18 protein-coding genes are annotated in these 21733 nt (G+C 62.6%); 14 read left to right on the top strand and 4 right to left on the bottom strand.

The window, feature by feature from the left end; all coding sequences use genetic code 11:
• Positions 1–140 precede the first annotated feature (140 nt).
• Together AAGS40_RS01795 and uvrA are read right to left on the bottom strand one after the other, a co-directional pair.
• Complete coding sequence (locus AAGS40_RS01795) at positions 141–1226, bottom strand: AI-2E family transporter (protein ID WP_345812809.1); 1086 nt, start codon at positions 1224–1226, stop codon at positions 141–143.
• A 33-nt stretch (positions 1227–1259) separates the two neighbouring features.
• Complete coding sequence (uvrA, locus tag AAGS40_RS01800) at positions 1260–4133, bottom strand: excinuclease ABC subunit UvrA (protein WP_345812810.1); 2874 nt, start codon at positions 4131–4133, stop codon at positions 1260–1262.
• Between the two features lie 356 nt (positions 4134–4489).
• On the opposite strand from uvrA, the gene AAGS40_RS01805 reads away from it, so the two are divergent.
• The 10 genes from AAGS40_RS01805 (at position 4490) to AAGS40_RS01850 (ending at position 14831) form a co-directional block, all read left to right on the top strand.
• Positions 4490–5677, top strand: coding sequence for an MFS transporter (locus AAGS40_RS01805; RefSeq protein WP_345812811.1), 1188 nt, complete (start codon positions 4490–4492; stop codon positions 5675–5677).
• 132 nt (positions 5678–5809) lie between these two features.
• Complete coding sequence (locus AAGS40_RS01810; protein WP_345812812.1) at positions 5810–6349, top strand: single-stranded DNA-binding protein; 540 nt, start codon at positions 5810–5812, stop codon at positions 6347–6349.
• A 435-nt stretch (positions 6350–6784) separates the two neighbouring features.
• Positions 6785–7012 carry a hypothetical protein gene (locus tag AAGS40_RS01815; RefSeq protein WP_345812813.1) on the top strand — a complete coding sequence of 76 codons (228 nt, stop codon included), beginning with the start codon at positions 6785–6787 and terminating at the stop codon, positions 7010–7012.
• A 272-nt stretch (positions 7013–7284) separates the two neighbouring features.
• A complete protein-coding gene (locus AAGS40_RS01820; protein WP_345812814.1) occupies positions 7285–7785 on the top strand; it encodes a MaoC family dehydratase in 501 nt (166 codons plus the stop codon).
• Between the two features lie 222 nt (positions 7786–8007).
• Positions 8008–9414, top strand: coding sequence for an MFS transporter (locus AAGS40_RS01825; RefSeq protein WP_345812815.1), 1407 nt, complete (start codon positions 8008–8010; stop codon positions 9412–9414).
• Positions 9415–9420: 6 nt separating this feature from the next.
• Positions 9421–10833, top strand: a complete 1413-nt coding sequence (locus tag AAGS40_RS01830; protein ID WP_345812816.1) for an MmgE/PrpD family protein — start codon at positions 9421–9423, stop codon at positions 10831–10833.
• A gap of 10 nt (positions 10834–10843) precedes the next feature.
• Positions 10844–12007 (top strand): acyl-CoA dehydrogenase family protein, encoded by a 1164-nt coding sequence (locus AAGS40_RS01835; protein ID WP_345812817.1) that lies wholly within the window; start codon positions 10844–10846, stop codon positions 12005–12007.
• A complete protein-coding gene (locus tag AAGS40_RS01840; RefSeq protein ID WP_345812818.1) occupies positions 12004–13194 on the top strand; it encodes a CoA transferase in 1191 nt (396 codons plus the stop codon). Before AAGS40_RS01835 ends, AAGS40_RS01840 begins: the two co-directional genes overlap by 4 nt.
• 25 nt (positions 13195–13219) lie before the next feature.
• Positions 13220–13996 (top strand): GntR family transcriptional regulator, encoded by a 777-nt coding sequence (locus AAGS40_RS01845; protein ID WP_345812819.1) that lies wholly within the window; start codon positions 13220–13222, stop codon positions 13994–13996.
• Between the two features lie 34 nt (positions 13997–14030).
• Complete coding sequence (locus AAGS40_RS01850) at positions 14031–14831, top strand: CoA ester lyase (RefSeq protein ID WP_345812820.1); 801 nt, start codon at positions 14031–14033, stop codon at positions 14829–14831.
• Between the two features lie 9 nt (positions 14832–14840).
• Here AAGS40_RS01850 and AAGS40_RS01855 read toward each other — a convergent pair whose 3' ends face one another.
• Entirely contained in the window at positions 14841–15641 is an 801-nt protein-coding gene (locus AAGS40_RS01855) for a hypothetical protein (RefSeq protein WP_345812822.1), read from the bottom strand.
• Between the two features lie 225 nt (positions 15642–15866).
• Here AAGS40_RS01855 and AAGS40_RS01860 point away from each other — a divergent pair, with 225 nt between their 5' ends.
• Positions 15867–17495, top strand: a complete 1629-nt coding sequence (locus AAGS40_RS01860; RefSeq protein ID WP_345812823.1) for a methyl-accepting chemotaxis protein — start codon at positions 15867–15869, stop codon at positions 17493–17495.
• 55 nt (positions 17496–17550) lie between these two features.
• On the opposite strand, the gene AAGS40_RS01865 is transcribed toward AAGS40_RS01860, so the two are convergent.
• Positions 17551–18438 (bottom strand): LysR family transcriptional regulator, encoded by an 888-nt coding sequence (locus tag AAGS40_RS01865; RefSeq protein ID WP_345812824.1) that lies wholly within the window; start codon positions 18436–18438, stop codon positions 17551–17553.
• A 97-nt stretch (positions 18439–18535) separates the two neighbouring features.
• On the opposite strand from AAGS40_RS01865, the gene AAGS40_RS01870 reads away from it, so the two are divergent.
• The 3 genes from AAGS40_RS01870 to AAGS40_RS01880 all read left to right on the top strand — a co-directional run bounded on the left by AAGS40_RS01870 (position 18536) and on the right by AAGS40_RS01880 (position 21681).
• The gene (locus tag AAGS40_RS01870) at positions 18536–19903 is read left to right on the top strand and encodes an MFS transporter (RefSeq protein ID WP_345812825.1); all 1368 of its coding nucleotides are present in this window, start codon (positions 18536–18538) and stop codon (positions 19901–19903) included.
• A 267-nt stretch (positions 19904–20170) separates the two neighbouring features.
• Positions 20171–20824, top strand: a complete 654-nt coding sequence (locus AAGS40_RS01875; RefSeq protein WP_345812826.1) for a response regulator transcription factor — start codon at positions 20171–20173, stop codon at positions 20822–20824.
• A gap of 152 nt (positions 20825–20976) precedes the next feature.
• Positions 20977–21681 (top strand): response regulator transcription factor, encoded by a 705-nt coding sequence (locus tag AAGS40_RS01880; RefSeq protein WP_345812827.1) that lies wholly within the window; start codon positions 20977–20979, stop codon positions 21679–21681.
• The last annotated feature ends 52 nt before the right edge of the window (positions 21682–21733 follow it).

Consider the following 21733-nt stretch of genomic DNA (forward strand, 5'->3'; position numbering starts at 1 on the left):
TCACGGCGAGCGTTTGAAAAGGTAAATGGGAATTGTTCTCATCTTATTGAATCGCGCGCCGCGCTGCAAGTCTTTCGTAAGTGCAAAAAAAACGGCACCGAAGTGCCGCTCTCATCTGCGTCCGCGCAAGGCCGCTATGTTCAGACGAGCCGTAAGTAAATCAGCTCCCGCTTGATATACGCATAGAAGATCGGCGCCGCGACCACGCCCGGAATGCCGAATGCGGCTTCCATCACGAGCATTGCGATCAGCAGTTCCCACGCGCGCGCCTCGATCTGTCCGCCGACGATCCGAGCGTTCAAAAAGTACTCGAGTTTGTGAATCAGAATGAGGAACACGAGCGACATCACCGCCGCCGGAAAACTCACCGACAGCGCGACCGCGACGATGATCGTGTTCGAAATCAGATTGCCGATCACCGGCAGCAGACCGATGATGAACGTGACGAGCACCAGCGTCTTGGAGAGCGGCAGCCGGTCGTGGAAGATCGGCAGAATGATCAGCAGGAAAATGCCGGTGAACACCGCATTGATCGCGGAGATTTTCACCTGCGCGAAAACAATGCGGCGAAACGCGTCGGCAAATCGTGTGACGCGCGTGACGAAAGCCGTGGAAAGCGGCAACCGGTGCATCTGCTTTTGGGCGCCGACCGCGATGATCGCGCCAATGATCATGCCGATCAGGATATGCGTGAACGCGCGCGCCGCCGTTTTGCCGCTTTGCTGCAGCATGCCCGCATGCGTCTGCATCAGTTCAGCCGCCTTGCTTTTCATCTGTTCGGCGTCGACCGGCAGATAGTTGGCGACAAACTGCGGAATGCGCCCGCGCGCCTGGTCAATCAGCTGCATGGCCTGATCGAGCAGCGCGTGCACGCTCGGCACATCGTTCTCGAAGTGCTCGATGATGCCGAGTGTGAGCCCGGTGAGCCCGCCCACGATCACCGTGGAGAGAATCACCACGGCGAGCCAGCGCGCCCGCTTGCTGGACATGTGCTTCTCGATACGCGGGGCGATCGTGTGGACGAGCTGGAACACCAGCAGCCCGGCGAGCAATGCGCCGAGTAGCCTGAGTTCGATCACCCCCCACATTCCGATCAGCATCAGCGCGTAGCTGCCGATTTCGACTGCCGACAGCTTCGGCAGGCTCATGTCGCTAGTCAGCCTGACCGGGCGTGGGCGTAGGTCCTGCACCTGCCCGTCGTCGCGCGCGTGAATCCGCTTGGCCATGGCGTGTTCCGTCTCCAACCGAGTTGTGCTGCGTTACTTTCTACTGGCGGCGCGTTTCAGAAGAGGCGCCAGATACTTGCCGGTAAAACTTGCCTTCGACTTCGCGACCTGCTCCGGGCTACCCTGAGCAATGATCTGACCGCCGCCCGCCCCACCTTCGGGTCCGAGATCGATCACCCAGTCCGCAGTCTTTATTACATCGAGATTATGCTCGATGATCACGACGGTATTACCCTGGTCCCGCAGCCGGTGGATCACTTCGAGCAGCAGCGCGATGTCATGAAAGTGCAAACCGGTGGTCGGTTCGTCGAGGATGTATAGCGTGCGACCCGTATCGCGCTTGCTCAGTTCCAAAGATAGTTTGACACGCTGCGCCTCGCCACCGGAAAGCGTGGTGGCCGACTGGCCCAGCCGGATATAGCCGAGGCCCACGTCCAGCAAGGTTTTCAGCTTGCGCGCGACCACCGGCACCGGCTTGAAGAACTCATGGGCGTTCTCCACCGTCATGTCGAGCACTTCGCTGATGTTCCTGCCTTTGTACTGGACGTCGAGCGTTTCGCGGTTATAGCGCTTGCCGTGACAGACGTCGCAGGGAACGTAGACGTCGGGCAAAAAGTGCATTTCCACTTTCAGCACGCCGTCGCCCTGGCAGGATTCGCAGCGCCCGCCCTTCACGTTGAACGAGAAGCGGCCCGGGTCGTAGCCACGCTCCTTGGCCGCTGGCACGCCGGCGAACAGCTCGCGGATCGGTGTGAACAGGCCGGTATAAGTGGCCGGATTGGAGCGCGGTGTACGGCCGATCGGCGACTGGTCGACGTTGATGACCTTGTCGAAATGCTCCAATCCTTCGATCGACTCATAAGGCGCGGGCTCCGTGGCCGAGCCGTACAGGTGATGCGCGACCGCGTGGTAGAGCGTGTCGTTGATGAGCGTCGACTTGCCCGAACCGGACACGCCGGTGACGCATGTCAGCAGCCCGACCGGCAGATCGAGCGACACGTTCTTCAGATTGTTGCCGAAAGCCTCGACGATCCGCAGACGCCGCTCGTCCGGCTCCTTGCGCTCGTCCGGAAATTCTATGTTGCGTGCGCCGGACATGTACTGGCCGGTCATCGACGCCGCATTCGCCTGCACCTGCTTCGGCGTGCCTTCCGCGATCACCATGCCGCCGTGCTCGCCCGCGCCCGGTCCCATGTCGACCACGTAGTCGGCCATGCGGATCATGTCCTCGTCGTGTTCGACGACGATCACCGAATTGCCCAGGTCGCGCAGATGCTTGAGCGTCGCGATCAGCCGGTCGTTGTCGCGCTGATGCAGGCCGATCGACGGCTCGTCCAGCACGTACATCACACCGGTGAGCCCCGAGCCGATCTGCGACGCGAGCCGGATGCGCTGCGCCTCGCCGCCCGACAGCGTCTCGGCGCTGCGTTCGAGCGACAGATAATCGAGGCCGACATTGTTCAGGAACATGAGCCGCGCGACGATTTCCTTGACCACCTTGTCGGCGATTTCGCGTTTCGAGCCTTCGAGGCGCAGCGTCTGGAAATAGCCGAGCGCGTCGCGCAACGGCCAGCCGCTGATTTCGAAGATACCGCGCGCGTCGCCGTCGGCGCCGATGCGCACGTAACGTGCTTCGCGGCGCAGACGCGTGCCGGCGCAATGCGGGCAGGGCTGGTTGTTCTGGTATTTGGCGAGTTCTTCGCGCACCGCGACCGAGTCCGTTTCGCGATAGCGCCGCTCCAGGTTCGGAATGATCCCTTCGAACACATGCTCGCGTACCGACGTGCGCCCGCGTTCATTGATGTACGAAAACGGAATTTCCTGCTTGCCGGAGCCGAACAGAAGAATCTTGCGGACCTTGTCCGGCAGATCTTCGACGGCGGTGTCGATGTCGAATTCGTAGAACGCCGCGAGGCTTTGCAGCATCTGGAAGTAGAACTGGTTGCGCCGGTCCCAGCCTTTCACGGCGCCCGCCGCAAGCGACAGCGAAGGATGCGCGACGACCCGCTTCGGGTCGAAGAACGTGATCTGGCCGAGGCCGTCGCATTCCGGGCATGCGCCCATCGGATTGTTGAACGAGAAGAGGCGCGGTTCGAGCTCCTGCAGCGAGTACGAGCAGATCGGGCAGGCGAATTTCGAACTGAACAGATGCTCCTTGTCCGTATCCATTTCGAGCGCGATCGCGCGGCCGTCCGCGAGACGCAGCGCGGTCTCGAACGACTCGGCAAGACGCTGCTTCATATCGCCGCGTACTTTCAGACGGTCGACCACCACGTCGATCGTGTGCTTGTCGTTCTTCTTCAGCTTGGGCAGCGAATCCACTTCGTAGATTTTCGCTTCGCCTTCATTGGCCGTGCCGCCGCCCGAGCGCACGCGAAAACGGATGAAGCCCTGCGCCTGCATTTCCTCGAACAGTTCCACGTGTTCGCCTTTGCGGTTCGCCACCACCGGCGCGAGGATCATCAGCCTGGTTTCTTCCGGCAACGCGAGCGCCGCGTCGACCATCTGCGAAACGCTTTGCGCTTGCAGCGGGATCTCGTGATCCGGACAGTAGGGGGTGCCGACACGCGCGAACAGCAGCCGCAGATAGTCGTGAATTTCGGTGACGGTGCCCACGGTGGAGCGCGGATTGTGCGACGTGGCCTTCTGTTCGATCGAGATGGCCGGCGACAAACCTTCGATCAGATCGACGTCGGGTTTTTCCATCAATTGCAGGAACTGGCGGGCGTAAGCAGAAAGACTTTCGACGTAGCGCCGCTGGCCTTCCGCATAGAGCGTGTCGAACGCGAGCGACGATTTACCCGAGCCGGAAAGGCCCGTAATGACGACGAGCTTGTGACGCGGGAGATCGAGATTGACGTTCTTCAGGTTGTGGGTGCGAGCCCCACGAATACGGATTTGTTCCACGGATTCATTCCATGAACTGGCGGGAGAGAGGAAGGCTAAACCTGCTACTATAACGACTTTTCAAGACCGCCGTTACGGGTTCCTGACGGCCTGAACAGGGCCAAAGGCGTGCTGTAAGACAGCGGTCCAGCGCCGCGGGGAAGAGGTCTAACTGGGGCCGTTTTCCGCGACTGCAAGGCCATTGCGAGGCACCCCGTGAAGCGGTAGCAGGTGTAGAGCGAAGCCGCCGGTCGCGAGCCGCGCCGCGTGCTTCGCGTCATTTCGCCGCCTCTGCGGCAGGCCGCGTGAAGCGCGGCTGTCTCGCCGGGCCGGCACGTTCCCGGCATCATGCCCAGCTCAATCTAAGAACGTTCCCGATGTCCAATCCGTCCGCCACCTCCTCACGCATGAGCGCGTCTGAAATGCGCGCGACCGTGTCGCTCGCCGCTATCTTCGCGCTGCGCATGCTCGGTCTGTTCATGATCATGCCGGTGTTCTCGATCTATGCGAAAACCATCCCTGGCGGCGATAACGTGCTGCTGGTCGGTATCGCGCTCGGTGCGTACGGCGTCACGCAGTCCATGCTGTATATCTTCTACGGCTGGGTTTCCGACAAGATCGGCCGCAAACCGGTCATTGCGACTGGCCTGCTCATCTTCGCGCTCGGCAGTTTCGTCGCGGCGGGCGCGCATGACATGACGTGGATCATCGTCGGGCGGGTCATTCAGGGTATGGGTGCGGTGTCGTCCGCGGTGATCGCGTTCATCGCCGATCTGACCGCCGAGGAGCATCGCACCAAGGCTATGGCAATGGTCGGCGGCAGCATCGGCATGTCGTTCGCAGTCGCGATCGTCGGCGCGCCGATCGTGTTCCAGTGGGTCGGCATGAGCGGCCTGTTTACGCTGGTCGGCATCTTTTCCATTCTCGCGATCGGCGTAGTGCTGTGGGTCGTGCCCGACGCGCCGAAGCCGGTCCACGTGCGCGCGCCGTTTGCCGAAGTACTGCACAACGTCGAACTGCTGCGCCTGAACTTTGGCGTGCTCGTGCTGCATGCGACGCAAACCGCGCTCTTTCTCGTCGTGCCGCGCATTCTCGAAGCCGGCGGCCTGCCGGTCGCGTCGCACTGGAAAGTGTATCTGCCGGTCATGGGCCTTTCGTTCGTGATGATGGTGCCCGCGATCATCGCCGCCGAAAAGCGCGGCAAGATGAAAATCGTGCTGCTGTCCGCTATCGGTCTTATCCTGATCGGACAGTTGTTATTAGGCGTCGCCGCGCATACGATTCTGACTGTGGCCGCGATCCTCTTCGTCTACTTTCTCGGCTTCAACATTCTCGAGGCGTCGCAGCCTTCGCTGGTGTCGAAGCTGGCGCCGGGAACCCGCAAGGGCGCGGCCGCCGGCGTGTACAACACCACGCAGTCAATAGGCCTTGCATTAGGTGGAGTGGCAGGCGGCTGGCTGCTGAAAGCGGATGGAGCAAGCGCGGTGTTCTTCGCTTGCTCGGGACTGGTTTTGTGCTGGCTTATAATCGCCGCCAACATGAAGCCGCCGCCGCGTAAAGCGTAGCAGGCTCTCACGACATACCCAGAACTCACCCGGCAGCGGGGCTGAGGCGCAGTTCTGGTCTCGGGCCGCCGGCCATGAGACGCGAATCGCGCATTGCCGCGTTGCCCGCAATGGAATCAACAGGAGAAACTCATGGCATCCGTGAACAAGGTCATTCTCGTCGGCAATCTCGGAGCCGATCCGGAAGTCCGTTATCTTCCGAGCGGCGACGCAGTGGCGAACATCCGCCTTGCGACGACCGACCGGTATAAGGACAAAGCGTCCGGTGAAATGAAAGAAGCCACCGAATGGCACCGTGTGTCGTTCTTCGGCCGGCTCGCCGAAATCGTGTCCGAATATCTGAAAAAGGGCTCGTCGGTGTATCTGGAAGGACGCATTCGTACGCGCAAGTGGCAGGCGCAAGACGGCACCGACCGCTATTCGACGGAAATCGTCGCCGAGCAGATGCAAATGCTGGGTGGCCGCGGTGGCTCGATGGGCGGCGGTGGCGACGAAGGTGGCTATAGCCGTGGCGAGCCGTCTGAGCGCAGCGGCGGCGGTGGCCGCGCGGCGTCCGGTGGCGCGCGTGGTGGCAGCGGCGGCAGCGGCGGCGGTGGCGGCGCTGGTTCGAACCGCCCGAGCGCACCGGCCGGCGGCGGGTTCGACGAGATGGACGACGATATTCCGTTCTAACGCCGCATGACACGCGTGCCGCAGATCATCGTTACCTGACGGCCCAGGCATCCAGCGTGTGATTCGCTGACTCAACAGCACATCGAGCGGGGATGAGACGTATGTCTTATCCCCGCTTTTCATTGCTTCGCGAGAATGGAAGGTGAACCAGTTGAAGCCGCGAGCCAAAGGATGCGCGCACAACGATGCGCTATAAATAGGCACCATTGCACCAACAACGAGCAAAACGTCGTGCGTCGCGCTGCGCGCAGCTTTTTAATTTTTTCACACTTGCTCTTCCGGTCTCAGCCGATCGATACTGAATTCGCCCGCGTTGTCTCCTCGGCGGGTGCATCAGTCTTGGCCCGCGCGCCACGCGGGCTTCTTTTCCGCAGTGTGAGGCCGTTTTCGCCGCAATGGTTGAACGGTTCCGGCTTTTTCTCCCGGAGGCCCGCGATGGAAATCTGTGACGAATGCTCCCGGATCGAGGGGCGTCCGGTCGATGTCCAGAGACAAGCCGGTCTTACGTTAATCGGCGTTGCCGAATGCAACGGGCAGCTCGCGCTCGAGCATTACCGCTGCAACCATTGCCGTGCCGTGATCGCGCGCCGTTTCACCGGCGACTCCGACGAGCGTGTGTGGAGCGTGGTGGAAGTCGCCCGCGAGGACAGTGCGCGCCGTTAGCCGAACCGCGCACATTCATTCCAAAACACTTTCCGTGACCCACCAAGGGTAAACCTTGGACCGTGATCTGGCGGCCCTGAGCGGCCCAATTACGCCGACTCTCCCGCAACGGAACACTTTCCCGTCTTGACATTCATCCCGCACCCGACAATACTTCATCCATAGTTTGTACGGACAAAGTAACAAAGACGTACAAGCAGGCCACAGCGACAATTTTCATGGAATCGGAGTGAGCGCCACATCGCTGACCCCGGTCGACACAGGAGACAAGTATGGAGTCCGAAGTCGTAAGCAAACCCCGTATCCGCGCCAGCTACGGCCGCTACCTCGAAGATTTCAACGTGGGCGATATCTACGAGCACCGGCCGGGCCGCACCATCACCGAAGCCGACAATATTCACTTCTCGCTGCTGACGATGAACTTCCATCCCATGCATTGCGACGCTGCTTACGCCGCGAAAAGCGAATTCGGCCAACTGCTGGTCAACAGCGGCTTGACGGTCGCGGTCGTGCTGGGGCTCACGGTGAACGACGTGAGTGGCAAAGCGATCGCCAACCTGGGATGGAAAGAAATCCGCCTGACGGGTCCGGTTTTCTGCGGCGACACGATCTATGCGGAGTCCGAAGTGCTGGAAAAGCGGGAGTCGAAATCGCGCCCGGGGCAGGGCATTGTCACGGTGCATACGCGCGCGTTCAAGCAGGATGGCTCGCCGATCATGGATTTCGTGCGTAGTGCGCTCGTACCCCAACGCGGCCACGGCGTCGACGATTGACAGGGGCTCCCGCATTTCACCGTCTGGTCTGAACGTCGTTTTCCGCGGCGGGCGGGCGCAGAACGCAACACAAAGCAGCGCAAAGCAGCACAAAGCGTCACCCATGCATCACTAAAAAAACGAAGTGACCAACCCACGCCGACCCGTGCGCAAGAAACGGGCGGCGCGCTGATTCCGGCGACGCCAGCAAGGCGCCGCAATCCAGCGGCATGAATCCGTTGCATGCACACCAAGGAGACAAAGGTGGCTATCGGTATCGTCAACTCGGGCGCGCGACTCGATCGCCTGCCTATCGCGTCGTTTCACTGGAAGGTGCTCGGTCTCATCAGCGCGGGCGCATTTCTCGATGCCTTCGACATCTATCTCGCCGCCGGCGCACTGGGCGCGATGGTCAAGGCCGGCTTCTCCGATCTGAAGCTGAACGCACTCTTCATCTCGGTGACGTTTCTCGGCATGCTGATTGGCGCGGGCTTCGCCGGCTATCTCGGCGACCGCTTCGGCCGCCGATCGTCGTACCAGACCAATCTGCTGATTTTCGGTGTCGCGTCGATCGCGGCGTGCTTCGTGCCGAACATGACGTGGCTGATCGTCCTGCGTCTCATTATGGGCGTGGGCCTCGGCGCGGAACTGGTGGTCGCCGCGGGCACCTTGTGCGAGTTCATTCCGCCGGCCTCGCGCGGACGCTGGACCGCGCTGCTCGCGCTGATCATCAACTCCGGCTTGCTGGTGTCGACGGCGATCGGCTACGTCGTGATTCCGCTTCTCGGCTGGCGCTATATGTTCGGCATTGCCGGCGTGGGCGCGATCATCGTGTGGGTGCTGCGCCATCGCATGCCGGAGTCGCCGCGCTGGCTTGAATCGGTCGGCCGCACCGACGAAGCCGAAGCAACCGTCTCGGCAATCGAGCAGGAAGTGCAGCGTCAGAAAGGGCCGCTGCCGCCGGTCACGCGCACCGAAAGCCTCGAAGTGCCGAAAGCGCCGTTCTCCGCGCTGTTTTCCCAGTCGATGCTGGGCCGCACGCTCGTCGCCGTGCTGACCGCGGTCGCCGTAAACATTTCGGTGTACGGCTTCGTCGCGTGGCTGCCGACGTTCTTCGTGAAGGAAGGGCTCACGATCGTGCAATCGCTCGGCTTCACCACGCTGATGGCGTTCGGCGCGCCCGGCGGCGCGTTGATCGGCTTTCTTTGCGCGGACCGGATCGGCCGGGCGCGCGGCCTCGTGATCTTCTCCGTCGCGACGATCGTGGTCGGCTTCATTTATCCGAACATGCATGCGGGGTGGGCGATCAGCAGTGTCGGCTTTGTTCTCGTCACGTGCATCTATACGGTCACCACACTTGGTCTGTTCGCCTATATCCCCGAACTGTTCCCGACCGAACTGCGCCTGCGTGGCACCGGCACGGCGGGCGTCTGCGGACGCGCCGCGTCGATGAGCACGCCTTACCTCGCGGTACTGCTCTACAACTCGTTCGGTGTGTCCGGTGTGCTGGCGATGGTGAGCGGCGTGCTCGCACTTCTGGTGGTGGGCATTCTGCTGCTGCGCGTGGAAACCAATCAGCACGCGCTCGAACGCATCTCGCCGAGCCTCGACACCGACTCCGATTCGCTGCCCGCTACCCAGCAAGGATAAATCGACATGACTTCATCCGATTCACAACCTACGCTTTCCGACCAATACGCGCGCTTTGGTCTCGGTCTGCGCTTGAGCGATGTGCCGCGCGCCGTGCAAACCCGCGCGCGCCATCTGATGCTCGACGCCATTGGGATCGCGTTCGCGTCGCGCGGCTATCCGTATGCGGACGTGTCGTTTGCGGCGTTCTCCGAACTCTCCAGCGGCGCCTCGCCGGTGATCGGCTACGGACGCCGGCTTGCGTTACGCGACGCCGCGATGATGAATGGCGTGCTGATCCACGGCCTCGATTTCGACGACACGCACTCGCGCGGCGTCATTCATTCGACGACGAGCGCGCTGCCTTGCGTGCTCGCGCTCGCCGATCGCGACGACCTGAGCGGCGCGGATCTGCTTGCCGCCTATATCGTGGCGATGGAAGTGTCGACGCGCGTCGCGTCGGCGGCGAAAAGCGGCTTCCACAAGGCGGGCTTTCATCCGACCGGACTCGTCGGCGCGTTCGGCTGCTCGGTGGCCGCCGCCCGTCTGCTGCATCTCGACGAAGCACGCACGGCCAACGCGCAGGGCATCGCACTTTCCATGGCGGCCGGCAGCCTCGAATTTCTCGAAGACGGCGCGTGGACCAAACGCGCGCATCCCGGGTTTGCCGCCGCGTCGGCGATCACGGCCGCGACGCTGGCAAAACACGGTTTTACCGGCCCGCGCCGCGCTTACGAAGGACGCTTCGGCCTCTATGCCAGCCACCTCGGTCAACCGCTCGAAGACGCCGATCTCCAGCTCGCTCTGGAGGGCCTCGGCAGCAGCTGGCAAATCGAAGAGGTGGCCATCAAACCGGTGCCGGCATGCCACTTCACCCATGCCGTTGCCGACGCCGCCATCGCGTTGCATCGCGAGCATGGCTTTTCCGTGAACACCCTCGATTCGATCCGACGCGTGGTGGCCAAAGTGCCGCGCGGCACCGTGGAGATCGTGTGCGAGCCGGTGGAGCCGAAGCGCAAGCCGGTCACGAGCTACGACGCGCAATTCAGCGTGCCTTACATCGTCGCGACGGCGCTGCTCAAAGGCCGCTTCACGCTCGACGAACTCGAACCCGCCGCGCTCGCCGATCCCGAAGTACTGGCGCTGGCTGCGCGGGTCGATTACGAGATCGATCCGGATTCGACCTTTCCGCGGCACTACACCGGCGAAGTCGTCGTGCAACGCAACGACGGCACGCAAGTCGCGCATCGCGAGGCGATCAATCGTGGGTGCGCCGAGCGGCCGGTGAGCAACGAGGACATCGTCGCGAAGTTCTACGAGAACGCGCAACGCTCCGTCTCGCGCAGCGCCGCCGAACAGATCGCGCAAGCCGTTTTGCAACTCGACGAACGGCCGGCTCGCGCACTTGCCGACACGCTCGCCGGACACACCGCATCCTGAGGAAGTCACCATGACCGCTACTGAACTCGACACGCTGGAAAACGATCAACTGATTCTCGACATGCTGGACCGCTTCCTCGATACCGAGGTGCGTCCGTATGTTCACAAGTTCGACCACGACGACATCTACCCGGCGGAGATCGTCGAGAAGATGAAGGAGATGGGCCTGTTCGGCTGCATCATCGATCCGGAATACGGCGGCCTTGGCCTCTCGACGCGCACCTACGCGCAGATCATCACGCGCATTTCGCGGGTATGGATGTCGGTGAGCGGCATCATCAACTCGCACCTGATTCTCGCCATGCTCGTGCAACGCAACGGCACGCCGGAGCAGAAACAGAAATATCTGCCGAAGTTTGCGACCGGCGAATGGCGCGGCGGCATCGGTCTCACTGAACCCGACTGCGGCACGGATCTGCAGGCGATCCGAACCACGGCGAAACGCGTGGGTGACGAATATGTCGTGAACGGCAACAAGACATGGATCACCAACAGCAAGTACGGCAACACGCTCGCGCTGCTCGTGAAAACCGACCCGACCGCGCAGCCGCGTCATCGCGGCATGAGCCTTCTGCTGGTGCAGAAGGGACCGGGCTTCGAGGTCAGCCGGCAACTCGAAAAGCTCGGCTACAAAGGTATCGATACCTGCGAGCTGTCGTTCAACGATTACCGGGTCTCGACGGACGCGCTGATCGGCGGCGTCGAAGGCAATGGCTTGCAGCAGATTCTCGGCGGCCTCGAACTCGGGCGGATCAACGTGGCCGCGCGCGGGGTGGGCGTCGCACAGGCCGCGCTCGACGAATCGGTCAGCTACTCGCAGCAGCGCAAGACGTTTGGCAAGCCGATCTGCGAACACCAGGCTATCCAGTTGAAGCTCGGCGAAATGGCGACCCGGGTCGAAGCGGGCCGTCTGCTGGTGGACGCCGCCGCAAAAAAATACGACCTCGGCGAGCGCTGCGACATGGAGGCCGGCATGGCGAAATACTTCGCAACCGAAGCCGCGCTGGAAAACGCCACCGAGGCCATGCGCATTCATGGCGCGTATGGTTATTCGAAGGAATACAACGTGGAGCGTCTGTATCGCGACGCACCGCTTCTCACGATCGGCGAGGGCACCAACGAGATGCAGCGGATCATCATCGCGAAGCAGTTGATCGAAAGGAGCCCGGTATGAGCTTGCCTCTCACGGGCGTGCGCGTGCTCGCAATCGAACAGTACGGCGCCGGGCCGTTCGCGACGCAGCATCTCGCCGACCTCGGCGCGGAAATCATCAAGATCGAGCATCCCGCTAATGGCGGCGACGTGGGCCGCGCGGTCGGGCCATACTTTTTCGGCGAGGGTGACAGCCATTTTTTCGAAGCGTTCAACCGCAACAAATGCAGCCTGACGCTCGACCTGAAGAAACCGGAAGCGCGCGCCGTGCTGCTCGATCTCGTCGCGAAGAGCGATGCGGTCTTCAACAACCTGCGCGGCGATCTGCCGGCCAAACTCGGCCTGACCTACGAGCAACTGAGCGAAGCGAATCCGAAGATCGTGTGCGCGCATCTTTCCGCCTATGGCCGCACGGGCAGCCGTGCCGCGTGGCCTGGCTACGATTATCTGATGCAGGCGGAAGCGGGCTATCTGTCCGTGACCGGCGAGCCGGACAGTCCGCCGGCGCGCTTCGGCCTGTCGATCATCGATCTGATGACCGGCACGACCGCGGCCATGGCGCTGCTCGCGGGCCTTGTCGAAGCGAGAGCGTCGGGCACCGGTCGCGATATCGACGTGAGCCTCTTCGATGTCGCGTTGCATAACCTTGCGTACGTCGCGACGTGGTATCTGAACGGCGGCGTGGTGACGGGACGCGAGAACCGTTCGGCGCACCCGTCGCTGACGCCGAGCCAGCTGTACAAGACGAAAGACGGCTGGATCTTCCTGATGTGCAACAAGGAGAAGTTCTGGAGCGTGCTCGCCGAAGTGGTCGACAAACCTTCGTGGGTGACCGATCCGCGCTTCAGCAACTTCAAGGCGCGCCTTGAGCACCGCGAACTGGTGCAGACCGAACTCGACACGGTTCTTTCCACCGCGACGACCGCGCAATGGCTCGACCGTTTCGGCGGACGCGTGCCGGCCGCGCCGGTCTACAACGTCAAGGAAGCGCTGGAAAATCCGTTCGTCGCCGAGCGCGGGTGCGTGGTGGACGCCGAGCATCCGCGCTTCGGCAAGATTCGCGGCGTGGCGGCGCCCGTGCGCGTGAACGAACCATTGCCGACGCGTGCCGCGCCGGATATCGGTCAGGACACGCAGCGTCTGCTGGACGAGCTGGGTTACGACGACGCACGGATTGCTTTGCTGAGAGAGGCGGGTGTGGTGCAATAAGGCCGGGGCGGACACCTGCCCGCCCATGACTTCCTTGCACATCCAGATGGCCACGACGACAGTTCTCGGGCAGCAACCGCGCTACATGCAACTGGCACAAACGCTCCTCAACGAGATTCAGGGGGGGCGGTTTCCAGTCGGCGCATTGCTGCCCACCGAGTTCGAGCTATGCGAGCAGTTCGGCGCGAGCCGCTTCACCGTGCGGCAGGCGATCAAGCAGCTCGAACAGCGCGGTCTGGTGGACCGGCGCCCCGGCATCGGCACGCGTGTGAAAGCGACGCAAAGCGAGACTGCCTATCATCAGGTGATGGAGCGGCTGAGCGATCTGCATCGCTACACGGCGGATACCGAACTGGAAATCGAGTCGACGCAAACCGTCGAGCTCGACGATGCGGAACTGCTCGAACGCCTCGGCGCGAAGCCCGGCGAAACCTGGCTGCTGGCCGAAGGCATTCGCCGCTCGCCCGATAGCGTCGAGCCGATCTGCCACACCGAGGTGTACATCCACCCGGCGTTCCGTTCGCTCAGCGGACTCGGCGGCCGTTCGCACGTGCCGATCTATACGTTGATCGAAAAGCAGTTCGGTGAGCAGATCACCGAAGTGGAGCAGGAAATCCGTGCAATCGCGATGCCGGCCAAACTCGCGCAACGCCTGAACGCGAAACCGCGTTCGCCCGCGCTGTGGTTATGCCGCCGGTATCTGAACCGGCGCGCGCAGGTGGTCGAGTTGACGATCAGCGTGCATCCGGCGGATCGCTATAGCTATTCGGAAACATTTCAACGCGACTGGCACGGCAACTAGCGTCGTTGCAGCGCGCCGGTCCAAGGGGAGCCACGTGGAAGCACGCAGTTATCTGTTCGTACCGGGCGATCGCCCTGAGCGCTTTGCGAAAGCGCTCGACACCGGCGCCGACGCGGTCGTGATCGACCTCGAAGACGCCGTCGCGCCGGCGGCGAAAGCAACCGCACGCGACACGCTGCGCCAGTGGCTTGCCAGCGCGGACACGTCGCGGGTAATCGTTCGCGTGAATGCGTCGGGTACGCCGTGGCATGGCGAGGATGTCGCCATGGTGCGCGACGCGCGCGTGCCCGTCGTCATGTTGCCGAAGTCGGAAAGCGCGCAACAGCTCGGCGATGTGGCGGCGCGCCTGTCGCCGCCGGTGCGGCTCGTCGCGTTGGTCGAGACCGTCGCGGGCGTGGTGGCCATGCGTGAGATTGCCGCCGCGCCGTCGGTCGCGCGTCTCGCGTTCGGTACAGTGGATTTTTGCGGCGACGCGGGTATCGAAGGACTCGGCGTCGAGCTCGATTACGTGCGCTCGCAGATGGTGATCGAGTCGCGCTTTGCCGGGCTTGCCGCGCCTGTCGACGGCGTGACGCTCGAACTCGACAATGCCGACCGTCTCGCACAGGACGTCGCCAGCGCGCGCCGCTTTGGATTTGGCGGCAAGCTGTGCATTCATCCGCGCCAGGTCGACGCGGTGAATCGCGGCTTCGCACCGAGTGAGGAGGAGCGCCGCTGGGCCGCACGCGTGATGGCCGCGTGCGCCGAACATCCGCAAGGCGCATTCGCCGTCGACGGCAAGCTGGTGGACCGCCCGGTCATCGAACGCGCGAAGCGGATCGCGGCGTTCGGTTAAGCCGGCGCGTCAGCGTCGCAAATGCTCAAGCGCATCTCTCATCGGCGCGCTGGAAATGACGATGGGGCCCGTGAACGGCGTATCCAGATCGACAATCACATAGATCGCCGACGCAATCGAGACCGCCCCGAGCATGACCGTGACGAGCGCCAGCGCGTTGCGCGGCGCGATCAGCCCAAAGCTCAGAAAGATCACGCACGTCCAGAAAGTCAGCGTCGTGAAGAATGGCTGCGAGATCGAGCTATGCGCTTCTTCGATGAGTTTCCAGCGCGCGTCCACGGTGCGCCGGTACTGCTGCAGCGCGTCGTCGAGCGCGCGTTGTTGCAACGGGTCGTGCGCGCGTAATTGCCGCAGACTCCGGCCGACCGCGGTCAGCATGTCGCCGAGCCGGGTGTTCTCCAGTCTCTGCGAAACGTCCTGCGCGCCAGTGTCTCTCGGATAATCGCCGGCGGGCGCGGCCTCGCCCGGCCACGTCGACGCGATCGCGGAGGCCGTGTAAGCGCGCAGCAGGCCGCGCGCTTCGCTGGTGTCGGCGCCGTATTCACGCAACGTCGTATCCAGTTCGATCAGGTCGGATGCGTACGTGCGCAGATCGTTCGACGCCGTGTCGAAACTCGATTTCGCGGACGCCGTCATCAGGCCCAGCACGAGCGCCGCGAACGTCACCAGCATGCCGATCACGAGCTGGATCAGTTGCACGGTTTCGTGCGCCTTGTGCTCCTCGGGCAAAAGCGGGCGCACCCCGACGCCGATGCCGGTCGCGATCAGCAGTAACGCAAAAACCAGTAGAGCCGAATCTACTTCTGACATGGGAGTGCTCCGAAATCGCGCGCTTCGTCACTTTCGCCTAATGGCCGGCTGCCCGACACCCGGGTAGTCCCGCAAGTGTTACGTGTCGCTCGCGGCCCACATATTGAGCTGTCGCAAAGCCGCAGCCCCGGGCCATCAAGTTTTCCGGCGAGCCGCCGTAGTCCTCCATGTGGCATTCGCTTACATTCAAGTCGAGGGTGCGATCTGGCCCATGGAGACACGCCAATGTTGAAAAATCTTTCAATCCGCACCTGCCTGACCGTCATGATCGTTTTCTTCGGCGTCGTGCTGCTGTTCGGCGCGGCGGCCGGGCTGCTGTCGCTGCGTTCGAGCAACGCGTCGTTGCAGCAGATGTACACCGTCGATACACCCGCCGTCGCCGATCTGGAAGGCAGCGCCGGGCAGTTGTTGCGCCTGCGGCTTGCGCTCGCCACCTATGCGTCGCTCGTCGACCTGAACGATCAGGACGGCGCGACGGCGGTGCTCAAACGCTTCGAGCAGTACCAGAAATCATCGGATGAGCGTCTCGCCCACTATCTGAGCCGCGCAAGCGCCGACGCGCAGGAGCAGCGTCTGATCAAGGACATGCAGGACAAGCGCGACACGTTCCTGCATGAAGGCCTCGAACCGGCGCTCACCGCGCTGAAGGCGGGCGACCGGACGGCGTTCCAGCAATTGCAGGCGCACAAGCTGCCTTCGCTCTATGGCGCGTACGAGAAGGCGATGCTTGCGCTCGAGCAGTTGCAGCTCGACCACGGCGCGCAGCGCTACCAGGACGCACAGAATATGTTCTTTGCGATCAGCGTCGCGGTGGCGGCCGGCATGGTGCTTTCGCTGCTCGGCGCCTGGCTTGGCCGCGTAGTGCTGGTCCGCGCGATCGTCAGTCCGGTCGATGCCACCATCGCCCAGTTTCAGCGCATCGCCAATGGCGATCTGACCAGCCGGATCGATGTGAACAGCAACAATGAAATGGGGCGCCTCGCGGCCGCGCTGCGCAAGATGCAGGACTCGCTGATCGCGACCGTGAACTCGGTGCGTCAGGGCACGGAATCGATCGACACCGGGGTCAGCGAGATTGCCGCGGGTAATACCGATCTGTCGCAACGGACCGAAGAACAGGCCGCATCGCTCGAGGAAACGGCGGCGAGCATCGAGCAGCTGACCTCGACGGTCAAGCAGACGGCGGAGAACGCCAGGCAGGCCAGCTCGCTCGCCGAAGGCGCGTCGAGTCTCGCGGCGCGGGGCGGCGAGTTGACCGGTCAGGTGGTGGGCACGATGCACGGTATCGTCGATGACTCGCGGCGGATCGCGGACATTATCGGCGTGATCGAAGGGATCGCTTTCCAGACCAATATTCTGGCCCTGAACGCCGCCGTCGAGGCCGCGCGCGCGGGCGAGCAGGGGCGCGGCTTTGCGGTGGTGGCGAGCGAGGTGCGCTCGTTGGCACAACGCAGCGCGGCGGCCGCGAAAGAGATCAAGGCGCTGATTGATGCATCGACAGCGCGCGTGCAAGCCGGCTCGCAACTGGTCGAGCGTTCCGGCTCGACGATGACGGAAATCGTCGATTCCATTTCCCGCGTCAGTTCGATCATGGGCGAGATTGCGTCGGCTGCCAGCGAGCAGAGCACGGGCATCGACCAGGTGAATCTTGCCGTCGCGCAGATGGATGAAGTGACCCAGCAGAACGCCGCGCTCGTGGAACAGGCGGCGGCCGCTGCCAGCTCGCTGGAAGAGCAGGCCAGAAGACTGAGTTCCGCGGTCGCGGTGTTTCAGACAGCGCCTGCGAGAACGGCATCGTCTGCGGGTGTGAAAGCCGACGCCGCTTTTGCAATCGGCGAACCGGCGGTGCTCTGATCATCATGCCGCTTCGGGCTGCGGGCGGCTCGACAGCGGCTCGACAGCGGCTCGCCTAGCTGAACAATCGCATCAAGGCGATGCGTGCATTGCTGACGCGTTCGCTTTCGCCGATCCGCCCCGGCAGCAGGTGAAATTCGACGGGCGGCAGCGTAGGCAAACCGATGCTGGATGGACATGCCATCACGCCTGCGCCGATCGACGATTCATTCAGGCAGGAAATGCCCAGGCCTGCCTTCAACGCCAGCTGTAATCCCGCCACGCCCGATGCGGAGTGCGAAACGATATACGGCACGCTGTGCTCGTCCAGCAGCTTCACGACGAAGCGCTGCAACTGGCACGTCGAGGGCAGCAGCACGAGCTTATACGGCTCCCCGACTTGCGCACCCGCGTCGGCGGCGCTGACCCACAGCAGCTTCTCGCGCCGCACGACTGTGCTCTGTGCTTCGGCGCGTTTGCTTGCGGCTCGCGTGGCGCCCGTAACGAGGCGCAGCGAGAGACCGATGTCGAATGACGCGTCGTCGCCCGCACTGCTGTCGATCACCGCGCTCGGCAGCACCGTCACGTGCAGCTTGAGACGCGGATACTGCTCCGAGAACGTCTTGAGAATGCGCGCGATGTCGTGAGGACGGTAATAGTCCGTGATCGCGATGCGCAGCTCGCCGTCGAGCGAGCGCCCTTGCAGGTCTTCGAACGCCGCTTCGCTCATGGCGAGAATGCGCCGCGCGTGATCGAGCAGGCGGCTGCCCGCAGGCGTGGCGCTCACGCCTTGCTTGCTGCGCACGAAAAGCGGCTGACCGGCGCGTTCTTCGAGCTTCTTCAACTGCTCGCTCACCGACGATTGCGACAGGAATACCCGTTCCGCACCCGCCGACACGCTCCCGGATTCGGCAACCGCTATGAATGTGCGCAACTGTGTCAGGTCGAATCCACGTTGACTCATGATTCGCTTTATCCGATGGATGTGATCTGTATTTCCGGCTTTTCCGATGGAAGCCTCGCCCGTAGCATACCTCCACATCAGCACTTTGGGGGCAATCATGGAACACCAGGCGGGCGTGTCGGGCTTATCGGGCGTGGAGAGCGGGGTGCGGTCGGCGGGGCATCGGTGGAAAGTGCTGGGTGTTGGCTTTGCTGCGAACGCCAGCTTTTCCGCGGCTTTTTCTGGCATTCCGACCACCGCGGTTTTCTTGCGCTCGGGCTATCACCTCGGTAACGACGGCCTCGGGCTGGTGCTCGGCATGCTTGGCCTCGGCATCGCGGTCAGCGAGTTGCCGTGGGGACTGCTCACCGACAGGTGGGGCGACCGTCGCGTGTTGCTGCTCGGCCTGCTCGCAACCGCCGCTGCTTTGGCCGGGCTCGCGGTCTTCGCGTCGCCGTCGGCCGCTCACGTGCCGGGCGTGACGACGCTCGCGCTCGGCCTGCTGCTGGTCGGCCTGCTCGGCGGCAGCGTCAACGGGTCGAGTGGACGCGCCGTGATGGCGTGGTTTCGGGAGGGCGAACGCGGGCTCGCGATGAGCATTCGGCAGACCGCGGTGCCGGCGGGCGGCGGTCTCGGCGCGTTGCTGCTGCCAATGCTGGCCGCGAAGGGCGGCTTCGTCAGTGTGTATGCGCTGCTGGCTGCGGGTTGTGCGGTCACGGCAGGATTCGCATGGTGCTGGTTGCATGAACCCGCGAACGCCGTGTCGGACGCGAAAAATGACGCGTCGTACCCTTCTTCTTCTCGGGCCGGCGCAGCGGTGCCGGCCGCGCCGGCGGTGTCGCCGCTGCGCGATATCGGTATCTGGCGCGTGGCGCTCGGCGCGGGCGTGCTGTGTGTACCGCAACTGGCTATCGTCACTTTCGGCACCGTGTTTCTTCACGACTTTATCCACGCCGGCGTGCTGGGCATCAGCGTCACGATGGCCGCCGTGCAAACGGGCGCGGCGCTCGCGCGAGTCTGGAGCGGCGGCTGGACCGACCGGCGCGGCAACCGGCGCGCTTATATGCGGGCGTGCAGCATGTTGACCGCACTGTTGTTCGCCGCGCTCGCACTGGCGACGGGCGTCGCAGGCCACCATCACGCGGCGTTCACAACGGCGTTCACAACGGCGTTCACAACGGCGTTCGCGCTGATGGTGATAGCCGGCGGCGTGAGCGCGTCGGCGTGGCACGGCGTTGCGTTCACGGAAATGGCGACGCTTGCTGGAACGAGCCGCGCGGGCACCGCACTGGCGATCGGCAATACGTGCTTGTTCCTTACGCTGTTCGTGACGCCGCTTGTGATTCCGCCGCTGCTGTCGCTCGGTTCATGGCCGATGGTGTGGGCAGTGGCGAGCGTGTGTGCGCTGGTTGCGTTGCCGGTTTTTCCGCGCGCGGTTCGTCAGCGCGAACGGGGTGCACCGCGCACCTGCGACGCAACACGCTGACGCGTAGATCCGCCGTTCAGACACGGTTTGCACGAAGCGCGAGTATTCGTATCGGATAAATATGCCTTTCTACTTTCATAGGACCGAAATCGATTAATAGCCTGGTTGCAGGATTCGGACCGATCCGATTTCCGCGGCGTGTTGACGATGATTTTATGGTTTGTCCGGATGTTTAAGCCGTATCCGGATTCATTAATACAGGCGCAGATTAATCGGCCGTATTTTGCGTATTAGCCAGTCATCCACACTACAACGAGAAAAAATCCTGTGAGTCTCCGAATCATTCTTGCCGACGATCACCCGTTCGTTCTTCTCGGCATTCGCGCAATACTGGAAAGAGTATCAGGCGTCACCGTAGTCGGCGAAGCGGATACGCCTCGCTCGTTGATTGAATTATTGCGGTGCACGCCGTGTGATGTACTTGTCACGGATTTGGCTATGCCCGATGCGTCCGCAGACGTGGACGACGGCCCGAGCCTCGTGCGGCGCGTCCGGCAGGACTGGCCCCAACTGCGCATTGTGGTGCTCACCGCACTCACGAATAGCGCGACGCTCGCCGCGTTGCTTGCGGAAAGCGAAGTCAGCGCGCTGGGCAAAACAGAGCCGCTGCTTGAGCTGGGCGACGCAATCGGAACGATCAACAGCGGCGCGCGGTATATCGGGCCCTCGATTCGCGCGATGCTGGAGCATCCGGCAACGTATGAACTGCAATCCGCGCCCGCGCGGCCGTTGTCGGGCAGGCAAAGCGAAGTGGTTCGCCGAGTGATAAGCGGCCAGTCGATCCCTGAAATCGCGGACGCGCTCGGCTGTCACCGCAGCACCGTGACACGCGAGAAGCGCAAAGCGATGGCCAGACTGGGTGTGACAAACGATCCTGGACTTTTCTCATATGTTCGCGGACATTGGATTATCGATTCCTAATTTTTAATCTTATTCTTAAGCCATTTATAGCTGAAATGGGTTAGGCGATTCGGACGTATCTTATATTTAACTCCGCAGAAATGAATAATGATCTGCAATGACTGGTTACACCAGCAGCAGCGGACACTGATAAACGGAGGAGGAATAGAAAGATGAACGATACCGCTGAGATAAGCGCCCCGGCGAGAACCATCATCGCAGACGATCATCCGTTGGTTCTACTCGCAATCGAAAATCTGATGAGTACCTTTTCGAACGTGAAGATCGTGGGGCGTGTTGCCGACGCAACTGAGCTTTTCGAGGAACTCGAGCGAACTCCCTCCGATCTCGTTTTAATGGACCTTTATATGCAGGGCGAATTCGGCGACGACGGATTCGACGTCATCCGCGAATTTAAAGCGCGCTATCCGCGCATAGCGCTCATCGTGCTGACCATGGAGACCGATGCCGCCGCGTTGCAGAAAGTGATTTCGCTTGGCGTGGACGGGTTGATCAGCAAGCGCGACCGGATCGATCTGATCAAGGTAGCCGTGGTCACGGCGTTGGCGCGAGAGTGTTACGTCGGGCCGGCGGTACGTGCGTCGATCGCCAACGCAGCCATGACGCAGCGGCTCGACTATGTGCGGAAAATGCTGTCACGCAGGGAACTCGAAGTGTTCACGCAATATGCATCGGGATACGCGGTCACGGAGATCGCGGCGCGCGTGGGCCGAAGCGTGAAGACGATCAGCGCGCAAAAATGCACGGCCATGCGCAAGCTTTCTCTGCAAAGCGACGCGGAGTTGTTCCGCTTCGCGGTGGAGCACGGCGTGATTGCCGAGGAAAGCGTGAGAAAGCCGTCACGGCGCGGCCAGTGAGCCGCTACGACCTGTAGCGCACCGATGTCGCGCCGTGCGGGCGCGACGAACA

Origin of the sequence: Paraburkholderia sp. PREW-6R (genome assembly GCF_039621805.1) — a bacterium.
Lineage (GTDB): Bacteria > Pseudomonadota > Gammaproteobacteria > Burkholderiales > Burkholderiaceae > Paraburkholderia.